We start from the raw sequence: 23,858 nt of genomic DNA on the forward strand, positions 1-23,858 counted from the left end.
AGACGGATCAGTGTGCGAACGAGGGGAGCGTGGTGTCGGTGACCAAGGAGAGTGCCACCGCCTACGTGATTTCCGCGCTGGAGGCGAAGGGGACGGCGACCCGGGACGACTTCGACGTAGCCGGCATCGTCACCGCGTTCCGGGACATCACCGACGGGTGGGACTTCCACCTGATGGAGCGGGAGACCTTCTGGCGGATCGCCTCCACCTACCTCAGGGTGTGAGGCTGTCGGTCGGCGGGGACGCCCTCGACCAGCGCCGGGCGGCCCGGCGTAAGGACCCGGCATCGGAATAGCCGAGCAGTTCGGCCTGCTTGGCGCCGGTGAACGAGCCCGTGGCCGCCAATCGGGCGCTGCGGGCTCGGTCCAGTTCGGCGCGCCAGGTCGTGCCCGCCTCGGTCAGCCGTCGCTGCAGCGTCCGCGGGCTGATCGTGAGGATCCGGGCGACGCTGTGCAACGAGACCTCCCCGGCTTCGATGGCCTGGTCCAGCGCGTCGGCCACCCGGCGGGGCCAGGCCGAGGCCAGCGTCGGCGGCGGTGGTAGCGCGGCGGCCAGCGGTTGCAGGACACCGGCCAGGACCGGATCGGCGGTGGTCAGCGGCAGGTCCAGGTCCGCGGCGCGGAAGGTGATCGAATCGGTGGGCGCGTCGAATTCCACGGTGGCGGAACCGAACACTTCCCGGAAGCTGTCGATGTGCGGGGGAGCGGCCTGGCGCAGCGTGACGCGCACGGGGTTCAAGGGATCGTCGACAACCCGGCGGGCGCGGCTCAGCACGGCCGACAGTCCCCACAGCTGGGTGTGGTCCCTGCCCCGGCCGTCGCCGTCGAGCATCTCGAGATAGAGGGTGGACTCGTCCTCGTTCTCGGCGACCAGGTCGAACCGGTGATTGGTGGTGACCGCGGTGACGTAGGGCCCACAGGTGGCCAGCCCGGCGCCCAGCGTCGGCGCGGAAGCGAACAGGTAGTCGTAGAGGCCCAGGCTCGACAGCTGGTACCGGCGCGCCACCTGCAGGGCGACATCCGGACCGAGACGATGTTCGCCGATCTCCCACAGCCGGGAGAACACCGCGCTGGGCAGATGCACGTCCTGGCCGGTCATCGACCAATCCGGGACCCCGGCATCCCGGATCAGTTGCGCGCGATCGAGCCCGGCCGCGTCGAACTGCGCGATGACGAACCGGTGCAGCAAGCTCTGGTCGGTAGCCATGACGTCTCCTCGTGGCGGCAGGCCGATCCGCGGATCGGTCGCGGCTACGTCAGCCGTCGGCGTCGACCGATTCGGCGAATCCGAGCTGGGCAGGATTTCTCCATGGAGGACAATACGCTGACCGGCGGTCGCGGGCGGGCCAGGTTGCGATCAGCTCGAGCCGGATCGCTCTCCGGCGGGCGCGCGCTGGATAGCGTCGAGGCGTGGATCTGAGACTGCAGGGAAAGCGCGCGATCGTCACCGGCGCGAGCAAGGGAATCGGGCTCGCGATCGCGCGCGGGCTCGCGGCCGAAGGCGTCGATGTGGTGATCGCGGCGCGCTCGCGCGAACCGCTCGAGGCCGCCGCGGCCGATATCGCCGGGGAATCGGGACGACGGGTGATCGCGATACCGACCGACACCGGCGACGACGCGCAGGTCCAGCACCTCGTCGCGCGGACGGTGGACGAACTCGGTGGCGTCGACATCCTGGTGAACTCCGCCGCCACCCCCTGGAGCGCGGGCGCGAACGCCGATCTGTCGGCCACCACCGACGACATCGTGCGCCGGGAGGTCGAGATCAAGATGCTCGGCTATCTGCGCACCGCCCGGGCCGTCGCCCCGCACCTCGTCGAGCAGGGCTGGGGGCGCATCATCAACATCAGCGGGCTCGGTGCGCGGCAGGCGAATTCGATCGGCCAGACCATCCGCAACGTCAGCGTGTCGGCGCTGACCAAGAACCTCGCCGACGAACTCGGCCCGCACGGAGTCAACGTCACCGTCGTGCACCCCGGGCTCACCCGCACCGAACGGCTCAGCGACCGGCTCCGCGCCCGGGCCGACGAGGACGGCGTCGATATCGCGACCCTGGAGGCCGAGCTGGCCAGGAACTCGATTCGCCGGGTGATCGATGCGAGCGAGGTCGCCGATGTGGTGACCTTCCTCGCCTCCCCGCGCAGCATCGCCATCACCGGTGACGCCGTCGCGGCGGGCGGCGGCGTGCCCGGCCCGATCTTCTACTGAGCCGGGGCATTTCCGGTCGATCAGCCAGAATTCAACCGTTGACACGGAACCCGCACCGCGCGTTCGCGTGCGGGCCGATGACCGTCTGCCAGCGGTGATGGCGGAGCGAGCGCGTCCGATCGTGCTCGCCCCGCCTCGCCATCGAGCTCGGTGACCGTGCTCCGCCGTCCATTCCAACGGAAACGAGCGTTGCACCCGGCACAGTTCCCGAACGACAGAAATGGCAGCTGATGGCATCGAACCCCCTACATCTGGGCGTCGCGCTCGACGGCGCGGGCTGGCATCCGGCCGCCTGGCGCGCACCGAACTCACGTCCCACCGAGCTCTTCGACGCTGGCTATTGGACCGACCTGGTCACCACCGCCGAACGCGGGCTGCTCGATTTCGTCACCATCGAGGACAGCCTGCGCATCCCGAGCGGCCCGTACGGTCCGGCCGACGGCGCCGTCGACCGGGTCCACGCCCGGCTCGACGCCCATCTCATCGCCGCCCGGGTCGCGCCGCGCACCCGGCACCTCGGTCTCATCCCGACCGTCACCGCCACCCACACCGAACCGTTCCACGTCGCCACCGCCCTCGCCACCCTCGACTACACCTCGCGGGGCCGGGCGGGCTGGCAGGTCAAGGTGTCGGGCACCGCCGAGGAGGCCGCCCACTTCGGGCGCCGCGTGGTCCCCGATCTCACCGCGGCCGAACGGGCCGAGGCCATCGCCACCGGCACCTACCCGCCGCACGTGCACGAACTGTTCGACGAGGCCACCGATGTGGTCGAGGTGGTCCGCCGCCTGTGGGACAGCTGGGAGGACGACGCCGAGATCCGCGATGTCGCGACCCGCCGGTTCATCGACCGCGACAAACTGCACTACGTCGACTTCGAGGGCAAGTTCTTCCGGGTCCGCGGTCCGTCGATCACCCCGCGGCCGCCGCAGGGACAACCGGTGGTGACCGCCCTCGCGCACAGCCGAAGGATCTACGAATTCGCCGCCGCCGGAGCGGATCTCGTGTTCGTCACGCCGACCAGGGCGGACGGCCCGGCGCCGATCGTCGAGCAGGTCGCCGCGACCGCGGCGAACCGGGTGGGCGAACCGCTGCGGGTGTACGCCGACCTGGTCGTCTTCCTCGACACCGACGACGCCACCGGCGCACAGCGCCTGGCCGGACTCGACGAGCTCGCCGGCACCGAGTTCACCTCCGACGCGGCCGTTTTCACCGGCAGCGCGGAAGACCTCGCCGATCTGCTCGTCGAGTGGACGGGGCAGGGAATCGACGGTTTCCGGCTGCGTCCCGGTGTCGCCGTGGACGACCTCGACGCCATCGCGGGGCGGCTCGTACCGGCTCTGCAACATCGCGGCCTGTTCCGCACCGGCTACCCCGACGGCTCCCTGCGCGGGCTGCTCGGCCTGCCGACCACCGTCCCCAACCGCTACGCGAACGTGTGAGGTCCCCCCGATGAGTACACCCCGCAAGCAGGTCATCCTCGGCGCCTACCTCGGCGGCGTCAATCACCACACCGCCTGGTGGCATCCCGAGGCGGGCAGCCAGATCGACTTCAGCACCTTCGAACACACCGCGCGCACCGCCGAACGCGGCAAGTTCGACTTCTTCTTCCTCGCCGAGGGCCTCATCCTGCGTGAACGCGCGGGCCGGATCTTCGACCAGGACATCATCGGCCGGCCCGACACCTTCGGGGTGCTGGCCGCGATCGCCGGAGTCACCGAACATCTCGGCCTCGCCGGCACCATCAACGCGACCTTCAACGAGCCCTACGAACTGGCGCGCCAGTTCGCCAGCCTGGATCACCTGTCCGGCGGCCGGGCCGCGTGGAACGTGGTGACCTCCTTCGACGCGTTCACCGGGCAGAACTTCCGCCGCGGCGGCTTCCTCGACCCCGCCGACCGCTACGTGCGGGCCGAGGAGACCCTGAACGCCGTTCGCGCCCTGTGGGATTCGTGGAATGTCGACGACATCGTCGCCGACAAGGAGACCGGCCGCTTCCTGGCCCGACCCGACACCGGCTCCTTCGCCTTCCACGGCGCCCAGTTCGACATCGCGGGCCGGTTCACCGTGCCCCGTAGCCCGCAGGGCAGGCCCGTGGTCCTGCAAGCCGGCGTCTCACCGCAGGGCCGCGATTTCGCCGCCGCCAACGCCGACGCCATCTTCTCGCCGTACGGCAAACTGCCCGAGGCCGCGGACTTCTACCGCGACATCCAGGCCAGAGCGGTCGCCGCGGGCCGCGCCCCGGACGACATCAAGATCCTGCCCTCGGCGAGTTTCGTCCTCGGCGACACCGAATCCGAGGCGATCGAGAAGTACCACGCGATCCGCGACGAGCAGGTGACCGGTCAGACCGCCCTCATCCTGCTCGAACAGATCTGGAATCGCGACCTGTCCGGCTACGACCCGGAGGGCCCGATCCCCGACGTCGACCCCGACCCGGACGCCGCACCGATCATCCAGGGCCGCGCCTTCCTGCACCAGGACCGTTTCGCGACGGTCCGCCGCCTGCGCGAGGTCTCCGAAGCCAAGAAGCTGACGCTGCGCGAAACCGTGATCGACCAGTTCGAACGCGGCCCGATCGTCGGCACCCCCGCCCAAATCGCCGAGAAGATCGACAGTTTCGTCCAGAACGACGGCTCCGACGGCTTCATCCTCGGCTCCCACCTCGTCCCGACCGGCCTCGACGAGTTCGTCGACCGGGTGGTCCCCCTGCTCCAGGACAGAGGCGTCCTCCGCACGGAATACACGGGAAAGACCTTGCGCGACAACCTCGGTCTCCCCACCGTCCACGCCACCCCGGCCCCGGCCGACGCCTGATCCCCCGGTAGCCGCCGGACACCGGCGGCTACCGCACCAGGCCATACGGATCATCGAAGCCTCCTGCCCGAGTCGGCTCCGCTCGGGTGCACCAATGCCCGGTTGGTCATGAATTAGGCACAGCGTTTTCGCCGGTTCCGAACTGTTCGACATCTTCCCGATGTCACCCTGTTCGTGCAGCTAGATGGCTATCTGGGTGGTTGAAAATGCCGGATCCTTCCCCGGAATACCCATACAGACCCGCGTACAAATCGTAGAAGCAGCCGGCGCCGTGTAATCCGGCGGTCGAGGCCGTTCGGGAAGCGTGTTCGACGACTCGGCGGAGACTGCCTGTTTCCGAACGGGTTTCCGAACACCCGCGCCTGCGAGCCCGCGTAGGCGGTTTGTCAGGTTTCGAAGTCGCCTTCGGTGGCGCTCGAAGGCGTGTTCAGTTGTGCTGGTTTCTTCGGTCACCAGGTACGGAGGGGTTCTGTCAGCGGTGCGGCGACGCAGCCGCAGTGATTGCGCGGTTCTCCAGGACGTGGTCGGGCCAGCCATGACGGGCGAGATGGAGGGCGGTCCGGCCGAGCTGCCCGGTATCGGTGAGCAGGGCCGGTCCCAGCCCGAGTCGCCGGAGCAGCGGAGTCAGCGGGGCGATGGCGGTCGCGCCCCAGCGGTAGGCGGTGGTGTTGGAGCGTTTGTCGTGTGCGGGCAGGACGAATCCCGGCCGCAGGGCGTAGCCGTTGGGGAAGGTCGCGATGATCATGTTCTCGGTGCGGCCTTTGACTCGCGCCCACCGGCTCCGGCCTTCTTCCGTACTGTCGGTGCCGCCGCCGGAGATGTAGACGAAGGTGGTCTCGGGGCGGGTGGCGGCGAGGTGCCGGGCCGCGGCGCTGGTGTAGCCGTAGGTGATGCGTTCGTAGTCGGCGGCGTCGACCAGGGTCGCGGAGACGCCCAGGGCCCAGAAGCAGGCGTCGATGTCGGCGAGGTGGTCGTCGAGGGTGGTGAAGTCGGTGAAGTCGCTGTGGGTGAGGTGGCGCAGTTTCGGGTGCGTGACCCCGGGTGGGGTGCGCCCGATCGTGATGACCTCGGTGACGTCGTGGGCGCGCAGGCTTTCCTGGAGGAAGCCGTCGCCGATCAGGCCACTCGCGCCGAAGATCGCCACTTTCATGTTCTGGCTCCTGGGTAAGTCGGGATGTTGTGGGGATGTCAGCGCGGGGCGGGAATCGATGTGCCGGTGAGGTTTTCGGCTTCGGCCCAGAGCCGGGTGGCGACCTGTTCGTCTCGGCCTCGTGTGGACACCGATGCCGGTGCGGGGCGTCCGATCAGGCCGAATCGGGGTCCGTAGTAGCCTCCCTGCGTCACATCTGGCCCGGTTGCGGCGTAGAGCATCGGGTCAGCCCCCGCTTCGGCGGAGTGGCGCGGGGTCATCCGCCACGCGATCCGCAGCGCCAGTGGCTGCTTGCCGCCGAGCTGGGCGCCGTTGTCGAAAATGCTGGTCGACGCGTTTCCGGGGTGGGAGCCCAGAGACAGCAGGTTCCAGCCGCGATCTGTCGCGATCCTCGCAAGCTGCTGGCTGAGCAGCAGGTCGGCGAGCTTGGACCGCGCGTAGGCGCCGACCGGGCTGTAGTTCCGCTGCCAGTTCAGGTCGTCGAAATCGATCGGACCCTGATTGCTGCTCGACATCGTCACGACCCGCGGCGCCGTAGCTTTCAGCAGTGCGGGCAGCAGGCGCACGGTGAGAGCGAATGGTCCGAAGAAGTTGGTGCCGAGCTGCATCTCGAACCCGTCGGGTGTCTCGTGCCGCTCGGGCAGCATCATCACCCCGGCGTTGTTCAGCAGCAGATCGACCGGGCGGCCGTCGGCGATCACCTGGTCGGCGAACCGTTTCACGCCGGCCTGGTCCGCGAGATCGAGCTGTCGCACCTGGACATCGGCGCGGGGGTGGGCCGCGAGGATGTCCTTCTTCGCCTGCTCGCCCTTGGCGAGGCTACGCACCGCCATGATCACGCTCGCGCCCGCACCGGCGAGCTTGCGGGCCGCTTCCTTGCCGGTGCCGCTGTTCGCGCCGGTGACGATGGCGAGCTTTCCGTCCTGGTCGGGGACCTGATACATCGCTAACTCCTTTAAGTACTGGCGGTATCTTGAATGGTTCCCACCGTAAAGTACCGCCGGTTTGTTGTCAACGAACCGGAGGTACTTTATTCTTGGGTGGTGACTTTCCAGCGAGCCCGCACCGAGGAACAGCGCACCCAGCGCCGGCGCCAGATCCTGGACACCGCGGCCGCGATGCTGCGCGAGATGCCGGTGGCCAAGCTCAGCCTCAACGAACTGAGCCGCCGCGCCTGCCTGGCCAAGGTGAACGTGCTGCGCTACTTCGAGTCCCGCGAAGCGATCCTGCTCGAACTGCTCGACACCGAGATACAGGCGTGGATCGGTGAACTCGATCGCCAGGCGTCGCCCGGCGCCGGGCCGGTGACCGAGCGTGGCGACGAACTCGCCGCATTGCTGGCCACGTCGCTGGCCGCCCGGCCGGTGCTGTGCGATCTGCTCAGCGCCCAAGGCGCCGTTCTCGAACACAACATCTCCACCGACCTGGCCATCGGCCACAAACATGCCGCCGCGCGGTCACTGAGCGCGCTGCAAGCCCTTGTCGCCAGGCAGGTACCAGAGCTCGGCGACACCGGCGCGAGCACGCTGATCGAGACGACTTTGCTGATGGCCATGGCGGCCTGGCCGTGCAGCCATCCGTCCGACGCGATGACCGCCGCCTACGCCTCCGACCCCGCGCTGGCGGCCATGCGGGTCGACTTCGTCGACGTCGTGCGCCGGACCGCCGCGGTCGCGATCTCCGGACTGCTCGCCCGGCAACACGACCCGCACGTCGACACGTCCGGTCCGTGAGGACCTGCTTCGAGCGGGCCGGATCGCGGCTCCTACCGGCGCGGCATGATGCACACCGCCCGCGCTACCAGCCGCGCCGAACGCACCTGGCTGCGCGAGACCCTCGGCGACGACACCCCTGAACCCGTCGGCGCGCCTGGCACACCCGGCTCCTCTACGCTCGACGCCCCGGCGAGCTGACCAGTAAACGGAGAGGCTTCATGCTTGCGTCCTGGTACGACGAACAAGGCCCCGCCGCCGACGTGCTGCGCACGGGCGAGCTGTCGGACCCCGCTCCCGGCCCCGGCGAGGTCCGCGTCAAGGTCACCGTCTCCGGCGTCAACCCCGGCGACACCAAGAAGCGGCGCGGCTGGACCGGCTCCGCGATGCCCTACCCGCGGGTGATCCCGCACAGCGACGCCGCGGGCGTCATCGACGCCGTAGGTGACGGCGTCGACGCACGCCGCACCGGGCAACGGGTGTGGGTGTACGGAGCCGGTCCGAGTCGGCGAGCGGGCCGATGACCTTCGCACGGGACACCGCGACCCGCCACCGCGTTTCGTCGGCAGTCAGAACACCACGCTCGGGCAATGCTGAATCCCCGACCATCCCGCAACCCCCGTGCTGAAGACGAGTACGAGCTGAATGCACGGTACTGCCGACGAGTATGGGACACGCCGATGATCGCCAGTCCCGTTCAACCGCAACAGAATCCGCAGGTCAGCACTGAACAGGACTTCGACAATCGACACGGTTGTCGGTTTCCGAATTCGAAACCCGTTCGGGTCACACCCTGCACCTGGTGTTGCCCGGCTGTCCGCTTTCGAAGTCGGCTTCAGGGCTGCTCGAAGTCCCGTTCAGCGGCTCGTGTCCAGCGTCAGGACGACGGTGTCGGCGGCGGTCGTGGCGGGTCGGCAGGGTAGGGAAAGTTCATTCGTTTCGGGTGAGGCGCGAGCATGACGGGGTCGGATTGGCTGGTGGGAGCTTGCGCGTCCTGGCGTGGGCCGTTGATGGACAGGAGGCTGGGCAGATGGCCGAGTGGGACCCTAAACCCGCGAGCTCGAACACCGCGCAGGCGAACAAGGACGCGGTGGCGAACTACGCGATGGACGACCGCGCTGATTTCGACGTCATCGATCGAGGGTTCATCGCCGGTATCCCGGATGACCGGATCACGACCCCAGACGGCGAGGTCGTTTATGACGGGCATCTGCTCGACTACATCACCGACCAGACACCGTGCCCGGACACGGTGAACCCGAGCCTGTGGCGGCAGTCGCAGCTGATCAAGCGAGTCGGACTGTACAAGGTGGTCGACGGGCTCTACCAGGTGCGTTTCAGCGCGAACCTGACCATCGTGGACGCGCCCGAGGGTCTCGTCATCATCGACACCACCCAGAGCGTGGATCTGGCCGCGGCGGGTATGGCGTTGTTCCGCAAGCACACCGGAAACGCCAAGCCGGTCGTGGCGGTCATCTACACCCACACCCACTTCGACCACTATGGCGGGGTCAAGGGCGTCGTCGAGGAAGCCGACGTGGTCTCGGCCAAGATCCCGATCATCGCGCCGGGCACGATCGAGTCGTTCAACAAATACGCGATCGGCGAGAACGTGATCACCGGCAGCGCGATGTCACGGCGGATGGCCTATACCTTCGCGCTGATGCTGCCGCGCTGTGACTGTGGCCTGGTCACCGGCGGTATCGGCGCAAACGACGACTCCTTCCACACCCGGATCTCCTATATCGCGCCGACCGATCCGATCACCAAGACCGGTGAGACCCGGTCCTTGGGTGGGTGGACCTTCGAATTCCTCTACGCACCCGACACCGAAGCGCCGGAGGAAATGCACATCTGGATCCCCCAGATCAAGGCACTGACCTGCGCGGAGAACGCGAATCACACGATGCACAACATCCAGACCATCCGCGGTGCCCGCACGCGCGATGCCCGCAACTTCGCCCGCTACCTCGACGAAACCCTGGTCCGCTGGGGCGATCAGGCCGAAGTGCACTACGGGCCCCACACCTGGCCGGTCTGGGGCAACGCGACCGTGGTGAAGTTCCTCGAGGACCAGCGCGACATGTACAAGTACATCCACGATCAGTCGCTGCGGCTGGCGAACCAGGGCCTGACCCCGCTCGAGGCCGCCGAGATCGTCGAGCTGCCCGACGCGATCGGCAAGCCCTGGTACAACCGCTACTACCACGGCGGCCTGCACCACAACGTCCGCGCGGTCTTCCACAAGGAACTCGGGTTCTGGGACGGCGACCCGGCCACCATCTGGCCGCTGCTGCCGGTCGACAACGCCCGCCGCCATGTCGAACTGATCGGCCGTGACCGCATCCTGGCCGAAGGCCGCAAAGCGGTCGACGCCGGCGACTACCGCTGGGCTGTGCAGATTCTGCATCACCTCGTCTTCGCCGACCCCGACGACACCGAGGCCAAGAACCTGCAAGCCGACGCCTACGAACAGTTCGGCTATCAGCAGGAAGTCCCGCAGTACCGTGGGATCTTCCTGACCGCGGCAATGGAATTGCGCAACGGCATCGACGCCGAGAATGCCGCGCAGACCGCCAACGAGGACACCATCTTGGCGATGCCGGTCGAGCTGCTCTTCGACTTCCTCGGTGTTCACATCGTCGGCGAACGCGCCGCCGAGGTCGATATCCGCATCAACACCACCTTCGACGACATCGGTGACGAGTGGACCATGTGGGTCCGCAACGGCGTCCTCAACGCCCGACGCGGCCACAGCCCTGAGGCTCAGCTCACCGTCACCGGTCCCAAACCAGCACTCGCGGCGATCCTGCTCCAGCCCAAGAACGCCGCGGCTGTCATCGACAAGTACACGCTGAGCACCGCCGGTGACACCGGAGTCCTCGACACCCTGGCCACGGTGGTCGAAGACTTCGACCCCGCTTTCGACATCGTCACCCCCTAGCGGGCGGGCGTCTCAGAGCACAGCGAGTACGCCCCCGGGCGCTGCGGCCGCGCGGTGGTCAGCCGCGCGATGCGCTCCGGGGTGCCCGAGATCCGGGTGGATCCTCGTCGCGTACTCGCCGTCACAGCCGGATTGGACCGTGACACGGACAGATCCGCCGGGTGTTGGATCGGGATGTCGAACAGCTCGATGGTGTTTGGGTCGTATGTGGTGCCGAATGTGGTGGCGGCGAATTTTTCGACACGCAACTGGCCGGGAACGCTGCGGCGATGAGCGACCTGCTCGATGAAGCACAGCACCACGCTGCGCGAAACAACTGGCGTCGGACCGCTCGACGCCCGCGTCATCGTTCCCGATCAGCGCGAACGACGGACAGCCCTTGACCCTCGGGCTGGACATCCGCCTCGAGCGGTAGGCTCCGGCGGTTACCTGGCGCGGTGATGCCCGGCCGATTCGGGTCGCACCGGGCCACGGAGACGCCCGATCCATCTGAGCTGGGCGGGACGGACATCTCTGACCCGCGGCGGGGCTTCGGCCCGGACTAGGGCGAGGTGAGATACAGGGGCGGCAGGAAGTTGTGCGGGCGCCGCCGTTGAAGCTCCGTGCGGAAGGCGTCGGCACCAGATGGACTTGTCGCGTCGGCGAGTTCGAGAACGCGTCGGATGGTGAGCGCATCGGTACCGCGGGCTGCCGCGTCCTGTACGTATCGGTCGAGGGCGCGGATATCGTCGATACCCGAGGTGCGGGGCTGGCGCCGCGCAACGAGCCGCTCTCGCTCGATGTCGATGTCGCTGATGCCCCGTCGGAAGCGGACAAGATGTTCGGCATGGTCGAGGGTTCTGGATGTGGCCAGGTCCGCAGCGATCGAGTCGTCGGCCAGGCGGTCCGCGTCGATGCGAAAGACCGTGGTGCACCGGTCGTCGACGGCAATCGCGGTTTCGCGTTGAGACTCGACACGTCCGCGCCAGCCGTTCGCGGCGACTGCGAGCAGGGCATTCGCCTCGGATGGGTGCCATTGCCATACGCCGTCCAGCTGAGTGGTGTGCTGCGGCTGTAGATCGATGAGGGGAGTGGCCTCGAGTCGAGCAAGCCGACCCTCGAGTTCGTCGACGCTGAGCTCGCCGTCGAGGCCTAACCCTGTGACGAGGACATCGGTCGGTATTCCAGTCTTGACGGCTGCTGCCAAAGCGAGCGAGTCGGCGAGAGGGCTGCGTAGCCCGGGCTCGTGGCCGGCTGCCAGGATATCCCCTCCGACATCGACCACCAGAAGCATGTCTGCGTCGAAAACCTGTGCCGCCCGCACCAGCTGACGGCTCAGTCCCCGGGCTCCCCTCGTCGGATCGGCCAGCAGCATCGGCAAGTTCGTGTGGCCGGCGACGCGGGGGAGGCTGGACAGCCCGCCGGTGTTCAGGCTGGCGTTCGGTCCGACCTCGAACAGGTCGGATCCACGGTCGACCAGACCGTCGAAGTCGGCGGCGCTGCGCGGACCGGGCGAAGGGTCCATCAGCAGCCGGTCCCACGACCAGCTCATGATGGCCGAGACGGTGACCTGATCGGCGAGCGCGTGCCCCAGGACGGCGGCGGAGATGGCATCTCCACCACCACCTGCGGCGAAGGCCACTGCGTTCCTCATGAGTCTGCCTGCTGTCGTCGAGCGAAAAAGTGGCCAACGCGGCTAGTGGCCTAGGGTACTGGCCGTTCCGACGCGTCAACTGGGTCACGGAGGTGGGGGAGACCGCGGTGTCGTGCCGAGCTGGGCTCTCGGCTGGTTACGTCCGGCCATGGCACCGCTGTCGACCCGGTAACGCACGGGCGAAGTGTCCGAATGGCCCGAAATCAATGCCGACAGACCAGTCGGAACGATGATCTTGATACAGTGCCCGAGCCGTGGTGTTCGGGAAACCGGTGAGAAACCGGTGCGGCCCTCGCCACTGTGATCGGGAGCGGCGGATCGATCCGGACGACATCTGTCGACCGGAGCCACTGGGGCACTTGTGTCCTGGGAAGGTGGATCCGCCGCGCACAACCCCGTCAGCCAGGAGACCGGCCACGGCCTAGTACACCCATTCCACGAGGACCTGGAAGGCCGACACCGTGACCCTGTCTGTTCTCACGCGCCTACGTACCGGCGCGTTGATCGCCTGCGCGATCGTCATCGCCGGCTGCGGCGTGCAACCCGGCCCGCACGCCGACGGCGCGGCTGCCGTGACCCGCGCCAATTGCGGAATCGATATCGCCGTTCCCGCACCACCACAGCGGATCTACGCCGCGTATCAGCCCTCGATCGAGATCGCGCACGCGCTCGGCGTGACCGACCGCCTCGTCGGCACCGCCTTCCTCGATTCGACCGTGCTGCCCGAATATCAAGACGCACAGGCGAAGTCGGTCTATGTCGAGAAGCTGCCCAGCCGCGACGAACTGCTCGCCCAGAATCCGGACTTCGTGCTGTCGGGGTTCAACGGGGTGTTCGCGAAGTCCGCGCAGCAGAGCGTCGGTACCCGTGCGAGCCTGCACGAACTCGGGGTGCGCACCTGGGTGCTTAGCCCGCTGTGCCCGAGTGCGGACGGCTTGGCCGACGAGGCGATCGACCCGAAGACCGTGCGCTTCGACAATGTCTACGCCGACCTGCGTGACCTGGGCGCCCTCTGGGGTGTCTCGGCGCGGGCCGACGAGGTGGTGGCCGAGCTCAGCGCCCGCATCGACGCGGTGAGGGCGAAGGTCGGCACCGCGTCGAGGCCGCGGGTCGCGGTGGTCTCGCCCAAGGAGGACGGCACTTTTCAGGTGGCGGGCGGCATCGATTTCGTCACCCAGATCATCGAGGCGGCGGGTGGGGTGAACGCCTTCGCTGATCTCACCGCGCGCCGGAATGTCCAGATCGGTGCCGAGGAGCTCATCGCCCGCGACCCCGACATCATCCTGACCAGCCAGTGCTGCAAGGCGACCTACACCCGTGCCGACGCGAAGCCGCAGGTCGACCGGATCGTCGGCAACCCGGCCTTCGCCACCCTCACCGCTGTTCGGGCTGGGAAGGTGCACCCGTTCCTGTTCGCGGATCGGGCTGCGGGCGTGCGGATCGCGCACGCGACCGAGCTGGTCGCCGAGCTGATCCATCCCGAGCTGTTCGGACGGTGACGCGCGCGGTTCGCGGTCCCGGCCTGCTCGTGGCCGGGGCCGTGCTGGCCGTCATCGGTGCCGCGTCGATCCTCATCGGGGCCAACGCCGTGCCCCCGGGCCAGGCGATCGCGGCGTTCACCGATTTCACCGGCTCCGACAGCGACCACATCGTCCGCTACATTCGCCTGCCGCGCACCGTCGCCGGAGTGCTTGCCGGTGCGGCGTTCGCGCTGGCCGGGGCGGTGATGCAGGGGCTGACCCGCAATCCACTGGCTGGCCCGGGCCTGCTCGGCATCAACGCGGGGGCCTCGCTGGCGATCGTGCTCGCCATGGGCGGGCTGAGTGTGGCGACGCCGGCCGGCTACGTCTGGTTCGCCTTCCTCGGCGCCGCTGTGGCAGCGGTCTTCGTCTACTCGCTGGGATCCCTCGGCTTCGGCGGCGCGACGCCGGTGAAGCTGGCCCTGGCCGGTGCCGCGTTCGCCGCGCTGTGCGGGTCTATCACCACGGCGATCACACTGCTCGACCGGACGAAGTTCGAGAACTTCCGGTTCTGGGTGGTCGGGTCGCTGACCCGGGCCGACAGCGAATCCGTCTGGGCGATCGCACCGTTCATCGTGGCGGGCGCGGCGCTGGCGACGGTGGTGGCGCGGCCGCTGAACACGATCGCCATGGGCGACGACCTGGCCCGCACCCTCGGCACTCGCCTCGGCGCGGTACGCGCGCTGGGCGCCACCGGTGTCGTGCTGCTGGCCGGTGCCGCCGTGGCGATCGCGGGGCCCATCGCGTTCGTCGGGCTGGTGGTTCCGCACATCGCGCGGTTCTTCGCGGGCCAGGACTACCGGTGGGTGCTGGCGTGGTCGGCGGTGCTCGGGCCGTCGTTGCTGCTGCTCGCCGACATCCTGGGCCGTCTCGTCGCCCGCCCGGTGGAGATCCAGGTCGGCATCGTCACCGCCTTCGCGGGCGCGCCGTTCTTCCTCTATCTGGTGCGCAACCGGAAGGTGGCCACGCTGTGACGACGACCGAACGACGGGTGCTGCCCGCGGGCACCCTGCTGGTGCGCTCGCCGAGCCGGCGGATCGTGATCCGCGTCCAGCGTCGATCCCTGCTGCTCACGGCACTGATCACCGCCGCGGCGCTCGGGGTGGCCGCCTACTCGCTGACGGTCGGTCACTTCCCGCTCGACGTTGCCGACGTGCTGCGGGTGCTCGCGGGCGGCGGCACCCTCATCGAATACGACGTGGTGGTCGCCGACCGGCTGCCGCGGGCGCTCGCCGGGCTCGGGGTCGGTGCCGCGTTCGCGCTGTCCGGGGCGATCCTGCAACGCATCGCGACGAATCCACTGGTCAGCCCGGAGATCATCGGCATCAACGCCGGTGCCTCGCTGGGCGCGCTGGTGGTGAGCGTGGTGCTCGGCGGTGCCGGGGTGGCACTCGTCGGCGGTGCGCTGGCCGGTGCGTTCGCCGCCATGGCGCTGATCGTCGTGGCGGCGACCAAGGACGGCCTCGACGGTTACCGCCTCGTCCTGGTCGGCATCGGTGTGACCGCCATGCTGACCTCGGCGATCTCCTACGTCCTGACGACCGCCACCGTGTACCAGGCGCACACGGCCGCCATGTGGCTCACCGGCAGCCTCGCCAACCGCGACTGGAACCATGTCTGGTTCGCCGCCGCGGCCCTGATCGTGGTCGTGCCACCGCTGCTGGTGCTCGCCCGCTCGCTGCCGCTGCTCGAGCTGGGCGACGAACTCGCCAATTCGCTGGCGGGGCAGCGCGGTCCGCACCGCACCGCCCTCGTCGTGCTCGCGGCGGCAGCAGCCACGCTGGCCACCGCCGCTGCCGGGCCGGTCGCCTTCGTCGCGCTGGTCGCGCCGCAGATCGTGCGTCGGTTGCTCGCCGAACGTGGTGCCGGGCTCGCGCCCGCCGCCGCCACCGGTGCGCTGCTGGTCGTCGCCGCCGATCTGGCCGCCCGGTCGCTGTTTCCGGCGGAACTGCCGGTCGGTGTGGTGACCGCGCTGCTCGGCGCGCCCGTCCTCGTCTATCTCCTCGCCCGCGCAACCCGGATCGGACACGCTGGATGACCGCACATCTCACCACCGACGCGCTCACCCTCACCTACGGCGACCGCGCGATCGTCACCGACGCCACCGTCGACTTCCCCGCGGGCCGGTTCACCGTGATCGTCGGCCGCAACGGCTGCGGCAAATCGACCCTGCTGCGCGGCCTGGCCCGGCTCCTGCCGCCCAGTGCCGGTGCGGTGCTGCTCGACGGCGCCGACCTCGCGTCCCAGCCCGCCAGGGCCGTGGCCCGCAGGCTCGGCATGCTGCCGCAGCAGCCGGTCGCCCCGGACTCGATCACGGTCGGCGAACTCGTCGGGCGCGGCAGGCACCCGCACCAGCGCTGGTTCCGGCAGTGGTCGGCGGCGGACGAGACCGCGGTGCGCGCCGCGCTGACGGCCACCGACACCCTCGACCTGATCGACCACACCCTCGACCAGCTCTCCGGCGGGCAGAAGCAACGGGTGTGGCTGGCACTGGCCATCGCCCAGGAACCGGAGGTGATGCTGCTCGACGAGCCGACCACCTTCCTCGATCTGGCGCACCAGCTCGACATCCTCGACGTGCTGCGGAACCTGTTGCCGCGCACCATCATCGCGGTGCTGCACGATCTGAACCTGGCCGCCCGCTACGCCGACCACCTGATCGCGATGAAGGACGGGCGGGTGGTCGCGCAGGGCGCCCCGGCCGACATCGTGCACCCGGACCTGGTCGCCGACGTCTTCGGGGTGACGTGTGCGGTGATCGAGGACCCGATGACGGGTACCCCGCTGGTGGTGCCGGCCGGTCGTGAGGTGCGGACCGCGTGAACCGTCGCCACCTCCTCGTCGCCCGTCCCACCCCGTCCGGTGTGGACGTGCCCGCCGTCGACGCGCTCGCGCGCGCCTGCGGCCTCGGCTACGCCCTCCTCGACCAGGGCGAACCGACGATCCACGAGGTTCTCGACGCGGCCGCAGCGGAGAATGTCGCGGTCACCCTCATCCCGCTGGCCGTCCCGCGCGACCGCTACCTGGAGACCTGGATCGATCGCGCGGTCGCCAACTGGCGCGAAACCCGCGCCATCGACCTCGACATCCGCCGCACCGACGGCGTCGACACCGCCACCGGATTCACCGACGCCATCCGCACCCGCATGGGCGAACCGGGCACGCCCGTCACCGCGAGCCCCCGCGCTTTCCGCAGTCCCGCCTGGTCGGAGATTCCGCGGCACACCGGCCACATCCTGGTCTGCCGCGGTCCGCGCTGTACCGCGTACGGAGCCGCCGAGCTCCACCGAAGTCTGCGCACCACCCATCCCGACGCCCTCGTCACCCCGACCGGCTGCCTGACACCCTGCAACCTCGGACCCCTGTACATCACCTATCCCGACGGACAGTGGCATTCCGCCGCCGCTGTTTCCCACCCCGAGCCGCCCGCCTAGTTCAGAACACGATGTGGGGCTTGGCCGTCCGCGCACGACATTGCGGCCGACGCGTCGCCGATCGCGTGATCGGACGCTCGGCCAAGTTCATCCCGTTCGGATGAGGCCGCGACGGCGTCGCGGTGTGATGCTGCGGAGGCGGCCTCCGCCCGTGCGGGAACCCGTCGGTGTTGCTAATTGTCGTGGGAAGGGAACCGATGACCAGTCAGCAGGAAGCCTCGGCCGGTATCGAAGCGGGCAACGAGCAGGCCGCGCGCACGCTACCGTTCGGCGATACCCAGGATTTCGCCGATGCCGAGCGGGGGTTCATCGCTTCGCTGTCGCCGGGTGTGGTGCGCAACGCGGGCGGTGACGTCGTGTGGGACAGCGGAACGTTCTCCTTCCTCGACGACGACTGCCCGCCCACCGTCAACCCGAGCCTGTGGCGGCAGTCGAAACTGGTTGCGATGCAAGGCTTGTACGAGGTCGCCGACGGTATCTACCAGATCCGTGGCCTCGATCTGTCCAACATGACCCTGATCGAGGGCGACACCGGCGTGATCGTGATCGATCCGCTGATCTCCGCGGAGACCGCCGCCGCCGGCCTCGCCCTGTATCGCACGCACCGTGGCGATCGCCCCGTGACCGGAGTGATCTACTCGCACTCCCACATCGACCACTTCGGCGGGGTCAAGGGCGTCACGACCGAGGCCGACGTCGAGTCGGGGAAAGTCCCGGTCATCGCACCGGTCGGGTTCACCGAGCACGCCGTCGAGGAGAACGTGTACGCCGGTACCGCGATGGGCAGGCGCGCGGCCTACATGTACGGCGCGGCACTACCGCGCGGACCGCTGGGCGCGGTCGGCGCGGGACTGGGACCGACGACCTCCACCGGCACGCCGACACTGATCCTGCCGACCATCTCCATCGACCACACCGGCCAGACCGTGACCGTCGACGGCGTCGGCATCGAATTCCAGATGACGCCGGGGACCGAGGCGCCCTCGGAGATGAACTTCTACTTCCCGGACCGGCGCGCACTGTGCATGGCCGAGAACGCCACGCACACCCTGCACAATCTGCTGACCTTGCGCGGCGCGCTGGTGCGTGACCCGCACGTGTGGGCGAAGTACCTGACCGAGGCGATCAACCGCTACGCGCACCGCGCCGATGTCGTCTTCGCCTCCCATCACTGGCCGACATGGGGCACCGACCGGCTCACCGAGTACCTGTCGATCCAGCGTGACCTCTACGGCTACCTGCACGACCAGACGCTGCGGGCATTGAACAAGGGCGCCACCGGGATCGAGATCGCCGAGGACATCCAGTTGCCGCCGTCGCTCGAGAACTCGTGGTCCACCCACGGCTACTACGGCTCGGTCAGCCACAACGTCAAGGCGATCTATCAGCGGTACATGGGCTGGTTCGACGGCAATCCGGCCACCCTGTGGCAGCATCCGCCGGTCGCGTCGGCGATCCGGCACGTGGAGTTCATGGGCGGCGCGGACGAGGTGATCGCCAAGGCCCGCAAGGCCTACGCGGACGGCGACTTCCGCTGGGTCGCCCAGGTGCTCAACTACGTGATCTTCGCCGAGCCGGACAACACCGAAGCCACAGCGCTGCAAGCCGACACGCTCGAGCAGCTCGGCTACGGGTCCGAGAACGGCACCTGGCGCAACTTCTTCCTGATGGGCGCCTACGAACTGCGCAACGGCAAAGTCGGGACACCGACGGTGACCGCTTCGCCGGACATTCAGGCGGCACTGTCGGTGGAGCAGCTGTTCGACGCCCTGGCCCTGCGGATCGACGGCCCGCGCGCCTGGTCGGCGACGATCGTCATCGACTGGCGGGTGCAGGGTGGGCCGGTGCACCGCACGCACCTGCGCAACGGGCTGCTCGTCCACTTCGACGTCGACGGCGATCTCCCGCCCGCGGCCGCGACATTCACGCTGACCGAGCAGGACCTGCGGGCGGCGCTGCTCGGCGGCGAGTCGCTGCCGGACATGATCACCGCCGGTCGGATCACGGTCGAGGGCGACGCGAGCACGCTGACCGAACTCGTCGGCTACCTCGATGCCCCCGATCCGGATTTCTCGATCGTGACGCCGTGATGCCCGCACTGGACTTCCTGGTCCCCACGGATCAACGCCGATCGCTGGACGAGCTCACCGACAAACTGGATCTGTCGGTCGGTGCGGTCACCGCGAAGCGGTCGGCGTTCTGGATCATGCTGGTGCTCTCGGCGGTGATCGCGATCTCGGGCGTCATCGGTGACTCCACCGCCACCGTGATCGGCGCGATGATCGTGGCGCCGCTGTCGGTGCCCATCCTCGGTGTCGCGCTGGGCGTCGTCACCGGCCGCGCCGCACTGGTCGGGCGCAGCCTGATTCTGGTGCTGGCCGGGATCGTGGTGGTCGTCGCGCTCGGATTCGTGTTCGCGCAGGTGTTGCCGAACCCGGTCAACGTACTGACGAACGCACAGGTGGTCGGGCGGACCTCGCCGAAACTGATGGATCTGACCGCCGCGCTGGCCACCGGGCTGGTCGCGGCGGTGGCCATCACCCGGCGTGACGTCGGCGATGTGCTGCCCGGTGTGGCGATCGCGATCTCGCTGGTCCCACCGCTGGGTGTGGTGGGGGTGTGCCTGGGCTCGGACGCGCCGTCGCTCGCACTCGGCGCCTTCGTGCTGTTCGCGTCGAACGTCCTCGCCATGATCATCACGGTGACGGCGGTGCTGCTCATCGCGGGCTACGCGGGGGAGGCGCAGGCCTCCTCGGCCCGGCGTGGTCGCGCGTATCTGGTGCTCGGCGCCGCGCTGGTGCTGGTCGCGATCCCGATGGTGATCAATTCGCTGTCGACCCTGTGGGCCCGGCAGATCGCCGACGCGACCCGGGACTGGCTGGGTGACGCGCCAGGAGCGCAAGTCATCGACGTCACGCTGCAGGGCGACATCGCGACGGTCTCGGTGCTCGGCCCGCAGCAGCTGCCACCGGTCGCCGAATTACAGGACGTGGTGGACGATCTCGTGCCCTTCGACCCGAAAGTGATCGTCGTTCACACCGTCGGCGCCAGGCTCGAGGATTGAGATGATCGCCGCACAGGGGCCGACCGCCGGGCCAGGAGGGGCGTGGCATGCGTAACCCATTCGCGGGGCAGCGCATGACCAAGGCCGATGTCGTCGCGGGAGTTCCGGGTGCGATCGGCGGGGTGCCCGACGGAATGGCGGCGGGCATGCTGGCCGGAGTGAGCCCGGTCCACGGGCTCTACGCGAGCCTGGCCGGGCGCTTCTTCGGTGGGATGGGCACCAGCACGCGGCTCATGGTGATCACCACGACCAGCGCGTCGGCCCTGGCGGCCGGCTCGGTGCTCACCGACGTCGCCCCCGAGGACCGCTCGGCCGCCATGGTCGTGCTGACCCTGGTCGGCGGCGTCGCGATGATCGCCGCGGCCGTATTGCGGCTGGGCCGCTACACCCGGTTCGTCTCCCATTCGGTGATGACCGGCTTCCTGCTCGGCGTCGCGGCCAACATCGTCTTCGGCCAGTTGCCCGTGCTGGTCGGTGCGCCGTCGGAGGGGTCGGTGGCAGCGTTGAAGGCGGTGCATGTGGTGCTGCATCCGCGTCAGATCCACTGGCCCTCGGCCGTCGTCGGTGGACTCGCGATCGTGCTGCTGGTCGCGTTGGCCCGCACCAGGTTCCGCACCGTCGCCTCGCTGGCCGGTCTCATCGTGCCGACCGCGTTGGTGATCGGTCTCGGCTGGGAGGGCGTGGCGACCGTCTCGGACTCCGGTGAGATTCCCCGCGGATTCCCCCTGCCGCAGGTGCCCGAGCTGAGTGTGCTGTCGCCGTCGCTGATCGCGGGTGCGCTCGCGGTGACCGTCATCGTGCTGGTGCAGGGTGCCGGGGTGGCCGAATCGTCGCCGAACCCGGATGGTTCCCGCGCGAAGACCGACCGTGACTTCTGCGCGCAGGGCATCGGCAATGTCTTCGCCGCCCTGTTCCGCGGGATGCCGGTGGGTGGTTCCGTGGGCCAGACCGCGATCAACGTGAGTTCCGGCGCGCGGACCAGGTGGGCGGCGATGTGGTCGGGACTGTGGATTCTGGTCATCCTCGTCGCGCTGAGCGGCGTGGTCGGCCGGGTGCCGATGCCGACCTTGGCGGCGATCCTCATCGTCGCCGCGGTCGGCTCGATGGATCCGGACCGGGTGATGGCGATCTGGAGCAGCGGCACCATCTCGCGCACCGCCCTGGGCGTCACCTTCGTCGCGACCCTGCTGCTGCCGGTGACCTCGGCGGTCGGGGTCGGCGTGGCGATCTCGCTGCTCATGCAGATGAACCAGGAGGCCATCGATCTGAAGGTCGTGCGCCTGCGGGTGGAGGGCGACCACCTGCTCGAGTCGACGGTGCCGAAACACCTGTCCGACAACGAGATCGTGATCCTGGATGTCTACGGCAGCCTGTTCTACGCGGGCGCGCGGACCTTGCAGACGCGGCTGCCGGATCCGGCCGGAGCGACGGGGTGCATCGTCATCCTGCGTCTGCGGGGCCGCGCCAGCGTCAGCTCGACCTTCCTGCACATCATCGCCGATTACGCGCGCCGCCTCGACGAGGTGGGCGGACGCCTCTACCTGAGCGGGATCGACCCACAGATCCGCGCGGTCTGGACCGACGAACTGCTCGACAGTCAAGGCATCGAGATCGAGTTCTATCCGGCATCCAGCACGATCGGGGAATCGACGTTGTCGGCCTACGCCGACGCCGAGGTCCGGATCGACCAGCGACGGAGGACCTGACGTGGGTGGACTACTACTTCTGCTGGTGCCCGAGATCCTGGGCCTGATGATCACCCCAGGTGCGGTCATCGGCTGTGTCCTGCTGTTGCGTTCGCGCGAGCCGGTGCGCAACGCCTCGATGCTGGGCGCCGGATTCCTGGTCGTCTACTTCCTGGTCGCGCTGGCCGCGGTGCTCGGCGGCGCGTCCGATCCGGCCGCGACCTCCGCCCGGACTTCCGCCTACGCCGGACTCATCGTCGGCCTGCTGTTCCTGGCGATCGGCGGCTGGCTGCTGTACCGCAAACCCCGACCGACCGCCGAGCGACCGAAACTACTCGCCGAACTCGATTCGGCCGGTCCGCGTAAAGCTTTCGCGCTGGGCGTGGTGCTCGGCGTCTTCAACCCGAATCTGTTCATCATGCTGGCGGGGATGAGCGCCATCTCCAGTGCGGCTGTCGGGACCGGCGCGGCGCTCGTCGCCACCCTGGTGCTTCTCGTCGCGGCCGTCGCCGATTTCATCATTCCGATCGGGATCTTCATCATCGCCGGTGAGCATGCCGAACACGGCCTCGCCGTCCTCGAGAAATGGATGCTCGCGCACAGCAGGGCCCTCACCCTGTCGGTGCTGTTCGGTTTCGGCACGCTGTTCGCCGTCCGCGGCATCGTCAACCTCGCCGGTTGATCACCGCGCGGGTGGGCTGCTCGCCGCGCGGCGGAACCTCGTCGCGAGGCGATCGAACGCCTCGGCGAGCTCGTCGCCGTCGATCACCTCGATGTCGAGGTCGAGCTGGGTGACCCACAGTGCGAGCCGGTCCGGGTCGGTGGAACCCAGCTCGACCCGGCAGGTGGATTCGTCGACCACCTCGATATCGACCGGGATCCGGATCTTCGCGGCGACCTCGGCGGCGGGAGCGTGCACGAGGACGCGGGCGCGATACTGCCAGGCGGCCTTGCTGACGCGTCGGACGACGTAGTCGACGGCCTCGTCCGCCGGGATCACGCGCGGCTGGAACCGTGCGCCCGTCGGGGTGTGAGCGACCATGCGGTCGACCCGAAAGATCCGCCAGTCGCCACGGTCGAGATCCCAGGCGAGCAGGTACCAGAGCGAACCCCAGCTCACCAGCCGCTGTGGCTCGGTATGGCGGGCGCTTTCGCTGCCCCCGGGCTTGGTGTAGCCGAACCGGAGCCGCTCGTGACCGCGAATCGCGGTAGCGACCGCCGCGAGCACCGAGAGATCGAGCGGTGGCTCGGCTCCTGGGACGACGCTCGTCGCCTCGCGTACCGCCTCGACCCGCCGGCGCAGGCGAGACGGCAGCACCTGCTCCAGCTTCGCGAGCGCGGTCAGCGATGTCTCCTCGACACCGAGCCGTTGGGTCGCGACCGCACCCAGTCCGACCGCGACGGCGACGGCTTCGTCGTCGTCGAGCAACAGCGGTGGCATCGCCGTCCCGGCGACCAGCCGGTACCCACCCGCGACGCCGGGGCGCGCGTCGACGGGATAGCCGAGCGACCGCAGCTTGCCGATGTCGGCGCGCACCGTCCGCGTGCTCACGTCGAGTCGGCCGGCGAGCTCGGCACTCGTCCAGTCCCGTTTGAGCTGCAGCAACGACAGCAGTTCGAGCAGGCGGGCCGAGGATTCCAACATATTCTCGATCATTCCAGCAATTGCGGAAGCTATCCTGCCGCATTACCCGG

The 23,858-nt window shown here is 68.9% G+C and carries 22 protein-coding genes and 1 riboswitch; of the genes, 16 read left to right on the top strand and 6 right to left on the bottom strand.

The window, feature by feature from the left end; genetic code table 11:
* Positions 1-38 precede the first annotated feature (38 nt).
* Entirely contained in the window at positions 39-224 is a 186-nt protein-coding gene (locus tag ACFYWJ_RS20660) for a hypothetical protein (protein ID WP_355272635.1), read from the top strand.
* On the opposite strand, the gene ACFYWJ_RS20665 is transcribed toward ACFYWJ_RS20660, so the two are convergent.
* Entirely contained in the window at positions 214-1,206 is a 993-nt protein-coding gene (locus ACFYWJ_RS20665) for an AraC family transcriptional regulator ligand-binding domain-containing protein (protein WP_355272633.1), read from the bottom strand. The two genes, ACFYWJ_RS20660 and ACFYWJ_RS20665, sit on opposite strands and share 11 nt — an antisense overlap.
* Positions 1,207-1,409: 203 nt before the next feature.
* Between ACFYWJ_RS20665 and ACFYWJ_RS20670 the strand changes: the two genes are divergently transcribed.
* The 3 genes from ACFYWJ_RS20670 (at position 1,410) to ACFYWJ_RS20680 (ending at position 5,021) form a co-directional block, all read left to right on the top strand.
* On the top strand, positions 1,410-2,207 hold the full coding sequence (locus ACFYWJ_RS20670; protein WP_355272631.1) for an SDR family NAD(P)-dependent oxidoreductase: 798 nt from the start codon (positions 1,410-1,412) through the stop codon (positions 2,205-2,207).
* A gap of 230 nt (positions 2,208-2,437) precedes the next feature.
* The gene (locus tag ACFYWJ_RS20675) at positions 2,438-3,646 is read left to right on the top strand and encodes an LLM class flavin-dependent oxidoreductase (protein WP_355272629.1); all 1,209 of its coding nucleotides are present in this window, start codon (positions 2,438-2,440) and stop codon (positions 3,644-3,646) included.
* 10 nt (positions 3,647-3,656) lie between these two features.
* Positions 3,657-5,021 carry an NtaA/DmoA family FMN-dependent monooxygenase gene (locus ACFYWJ_RS20680; RefSeq protein WP_355272628.1) on the top strand — a complete coding sequence of 455 codons (1,365 nt, stop codon included), beginning with the start codon at positions 3,657-3,659 and terminating at the stop codon, positions 5,019-5,021.
* Positions 5,022-5,493: 472 nt separating this feature from the next.
* Here ACFYWJ_RS20680 and ACFYWJ_RS20685 read toward each other — a convergent pair whose 3' ends face one another.
* Together ACFYWJ_RS20685 and ACFYWJ_RS20690 are read right to left on the bottom strand one after the other, a co-directional pair.
* Positions 5,494-6,171 (bottom strand): NAD-dependent epimerase/dehydratase family protein, encoded by a 678-nt coding sequence (locus ACFYWJ_RS20685; protein WP_355272626.1) that lies wholly within the window; start codon positions 6,169-6,171, stop codon positions 5,494-5,496.
* 38 nt (positions 6,172-6,209) lie between these two features.
* The gene (locus ACFYWJ_RS20690; protein WP_355272625.1) at positions 6,210-7,115 is read right to left on the bottom strand and encodes an oxidoreductase; all 906 of its coding nucleotides are present in this window, start codon (positions 7,113-7,115) and stop codon (positions 6,210-6,212) included.
* Positions 7,116-7,214: 99 nt separating this feature from the next.
* On the opposite strand from ACFYWJ_RS20690, the gene ACFYWJ_RS20695 reads away from it, so the two are divergent.
* From ACFYWJ_RS20695 to ACFYWJ_RS20705, 3 genes are all read left to right on the top strand, one after another.
* Positions 7,215-7,904 (top strand): TetR family transcriptional regulator, encoded by a 690-nt coding sequence (locus ACFYWJ_RS20695; RefSeq protein WP_355272624.1) that lies wholly within the window; start codon positions 7,215-7,217, stop codon positions 7,902-7,904.
* 200 nt (positions 7,905-8,104) lie between these two features.
* Entirely contained in the window at positions 8,105-8,407 is a 303-nt protein-coding gene (locus ACFYWJ_RS20700) for an alcohol dehydrogenase catalytic domain-containing protein (RefSeq protein WP_355272621.1), read from the top strand.
* 506 nt (positions 8,408-8,913) lie between these two features.
* Positions 8,914-10,827, top strand: coding sequence for an alkyl sulfatase dimerization domain-containing protein (locus tag ACFYWJ_RS20705; protein ID WP_355272619.1), 1,914 nt, complete (start codon positions 8,914-8,916; stop codon positions 10,825-10,827).
* On the opposite strand, the gene ACFYWJ_RS20710 is transcribed toward ACFYWJ_RS20705, so the two are convergent.
* Together ACFYWJ_RS20710 and ACFYWJ_RS20715 are read right to left on the bottom strand one after the other, a co-directional pair.
* Positions 10,824-11,174 (bottom strand): hypothetical protein, encoded by a 351-nt coding sequence (locus ACFYWJ_RS20710; protein WP_355272618.1) that lies wholly within the window; start codon positions 11,172-11,174, stop codon positions 10,824-10,826. The two genes, ACFYWJ_RS20705 and ACFYWJ_RS20710, sit on opposite strands and share 4 nt — an antisense overlap.
* A gap of 194 nt (positions 11,175-11,368) precedes the next feature.
* Positions 11,369-12,448 carry a DUF1152 domain-containing protein gene (locus tag ACFYWJ_RS20715; protein WP_355272616.1) on the bottom strand — a complete coding sequence of 360 codons (1,080 nt, stop codon included), beginning with the start codon at positions 12,446-12,448 and terminating at the stop codon, positions 11,369-11,371.
* A 250-nt stretch (positions 12,449-12,698) separates the two neighbouring features.
* A riboswitch (cobalamin riboswitch) is annotated at positions 12,699-12,894 on the top strand.
* 27 nt (positions 12,895-12,921) lie between these two features.
* Between ACFYWJ_RS20715 and ACFYWJ_RS20720 the strand changes: the two genes are divergently transcribed.
* The 9 genes from ACFYWJ_RS20720 to ACFYWJ_RS20760 all read left to right on the top strand — a co-directional run bounded on the left by ACFYWJ_RS20720 (position 12,922) and on the right by ACFYWJ_RS20760 (position 22,845).
* A complete protein-coding gene (locus ACFYWJ_RS20720) occupies positions 12,922-13,959 on the top strand; it encodes an ABC transporter substrate-binding protein (protein WP_355272614.1) in 1,038 nt (345 codons plus the stop codon).
* A complete protein-coding gene (locus tag ACFYWJ_RS20725) occupies positions 13,956-14,954 on the top strand; it encodes an iron chelate uptake ABC transporter family permease subunit (protein WP_355272613.1) in 999 nt (332 codons plus the stop codon). The genes ACFYWJ_RS20720 and ACFYWJ_RS20725 overlap by 4 nt, the downstream gene beginning before the upstream one ends.
* Positions 14,951-16,018 carry an iron chelate uptake ABC transporter family permease subunit gene (locus tag ACFYWJ_RS20730; protein ID WP_355272611.1) on the top strand — a complete coding sequence of 356 codons (1,068 nt, stop codon included), beginning with the start codon at positions 14,951-14,953 and terminating at the stop codon, positions 16,016-16,018. Before ACFYWJ_RS20725 ends, ACFYWJ_RS20730 begins: the two co-directional genes overlap by 4 nt.
* Positions 16,015-16,803 carry an ABC transporter ATP-binding protein gene (locus ACFYWJ_RS20735; protein WP_355272609.1) on the top strand — a complete coding sequence of 263 codons (789 nt, stop codon included), beginning with the start codon at positions 16,015-16,017 and terminating at the stop codon, positions 16,801-16,803. Before ACFYWJ_RS20730 ends, ACFYWJ_RS20735 begins: the two co-directional genes overlap by 4 nt.
* Positions 16,800-17,414, top strand: coding sequence for a (2Fe-2S) ferredoxin domain-containing protein (locus tag ACFYWJ_RS20740; RefSeq protein ID WP_355272607.1), 615 nt, complete (start codon positions 16,800-16,802; stop codon positions 17,412-17,414). The genes ACFYWJ_RS20735 and ACFYWJ_RS20740 overlap by 4 nt, the downstream gene beginning before the upstream one ends.
* Positions 17,415-17,611: 197 nt before the next feature.
* Positions 17,612-19,504 (top strand): alkyl sulfatase dimerization domain-containing protein, encoded by a 1,893-nt coding sequence (locus tag ACFYWJ_RS20745; RefSeq protein ID WP_355272605.1) that lies wholly within the window; start codon positions 17,612-17,614, stop codon positions 19,502-19,504.
* Positions 19,504-20,478 (top strand): DUF389 domain-containing protein, encoded by a 975-nt coding sequence (locus ACFYWJ_RS20750; RefSeq protein WP_355273056.1) that lies wholly within the window; start codon positions 19,504-19,506, stop codon positions 20,476-20,478. The genes ACFYWJ_RS20745 and ACFYWJ_RS20750 overlap by 1 nt, the downstream gene beginning before the upstream one ends.
* 47 nt (positions 20,479-20,525) lie before the next feature.
* Entirely contained in the window at positions 20,526-22,184 is a 1,659-nt protein-coding gene (locus tag ACFYWJ_RS20755) for a SulP family inorganic anion transporter (protein ID WP_355272604.1), read from the top strand.
* Between the two features lies 1 nt (position 22,185).
* Positions 22,186-22,845: a GAP family protein gene (locus tag ACFYWJ_RS20760; protein WP_355272602.1), complete on the top strand. Its 660-nt coding sequence runs from the start codon at positions 22,186-22,188 to the stop codon at positions 22,843-22,845.
* Here the strand turns inward: ACFYWJ_RS20760 and ACFYWJ_RS20765 are convergent, their stop codons facing one another.
* Positions 22,846-23,808: a WYL domain-containing protein gene (locus ACFYWJ_RS20765; RefSeq protein WP_355272601.1), complete on the bottom strand. Its 963-nt coding sequence runs from the start codon at positions 23,806-23,808 to the stop codon at positions 22,846-22,848.
* Between the last annotated feature and the right edge of the window lie 50 nt (positions 23,809-23,858).

Origin of the sequence: Nocardia sp. NPDC003269 (assembly GCF_042888005.1) — a bacterium.
Classification (GTDB): domain Bacteria; phylum Actinomycetota; class Actinomycetes; order Mycobacteriales; family Mycobacteriaceae; genus Nocardia.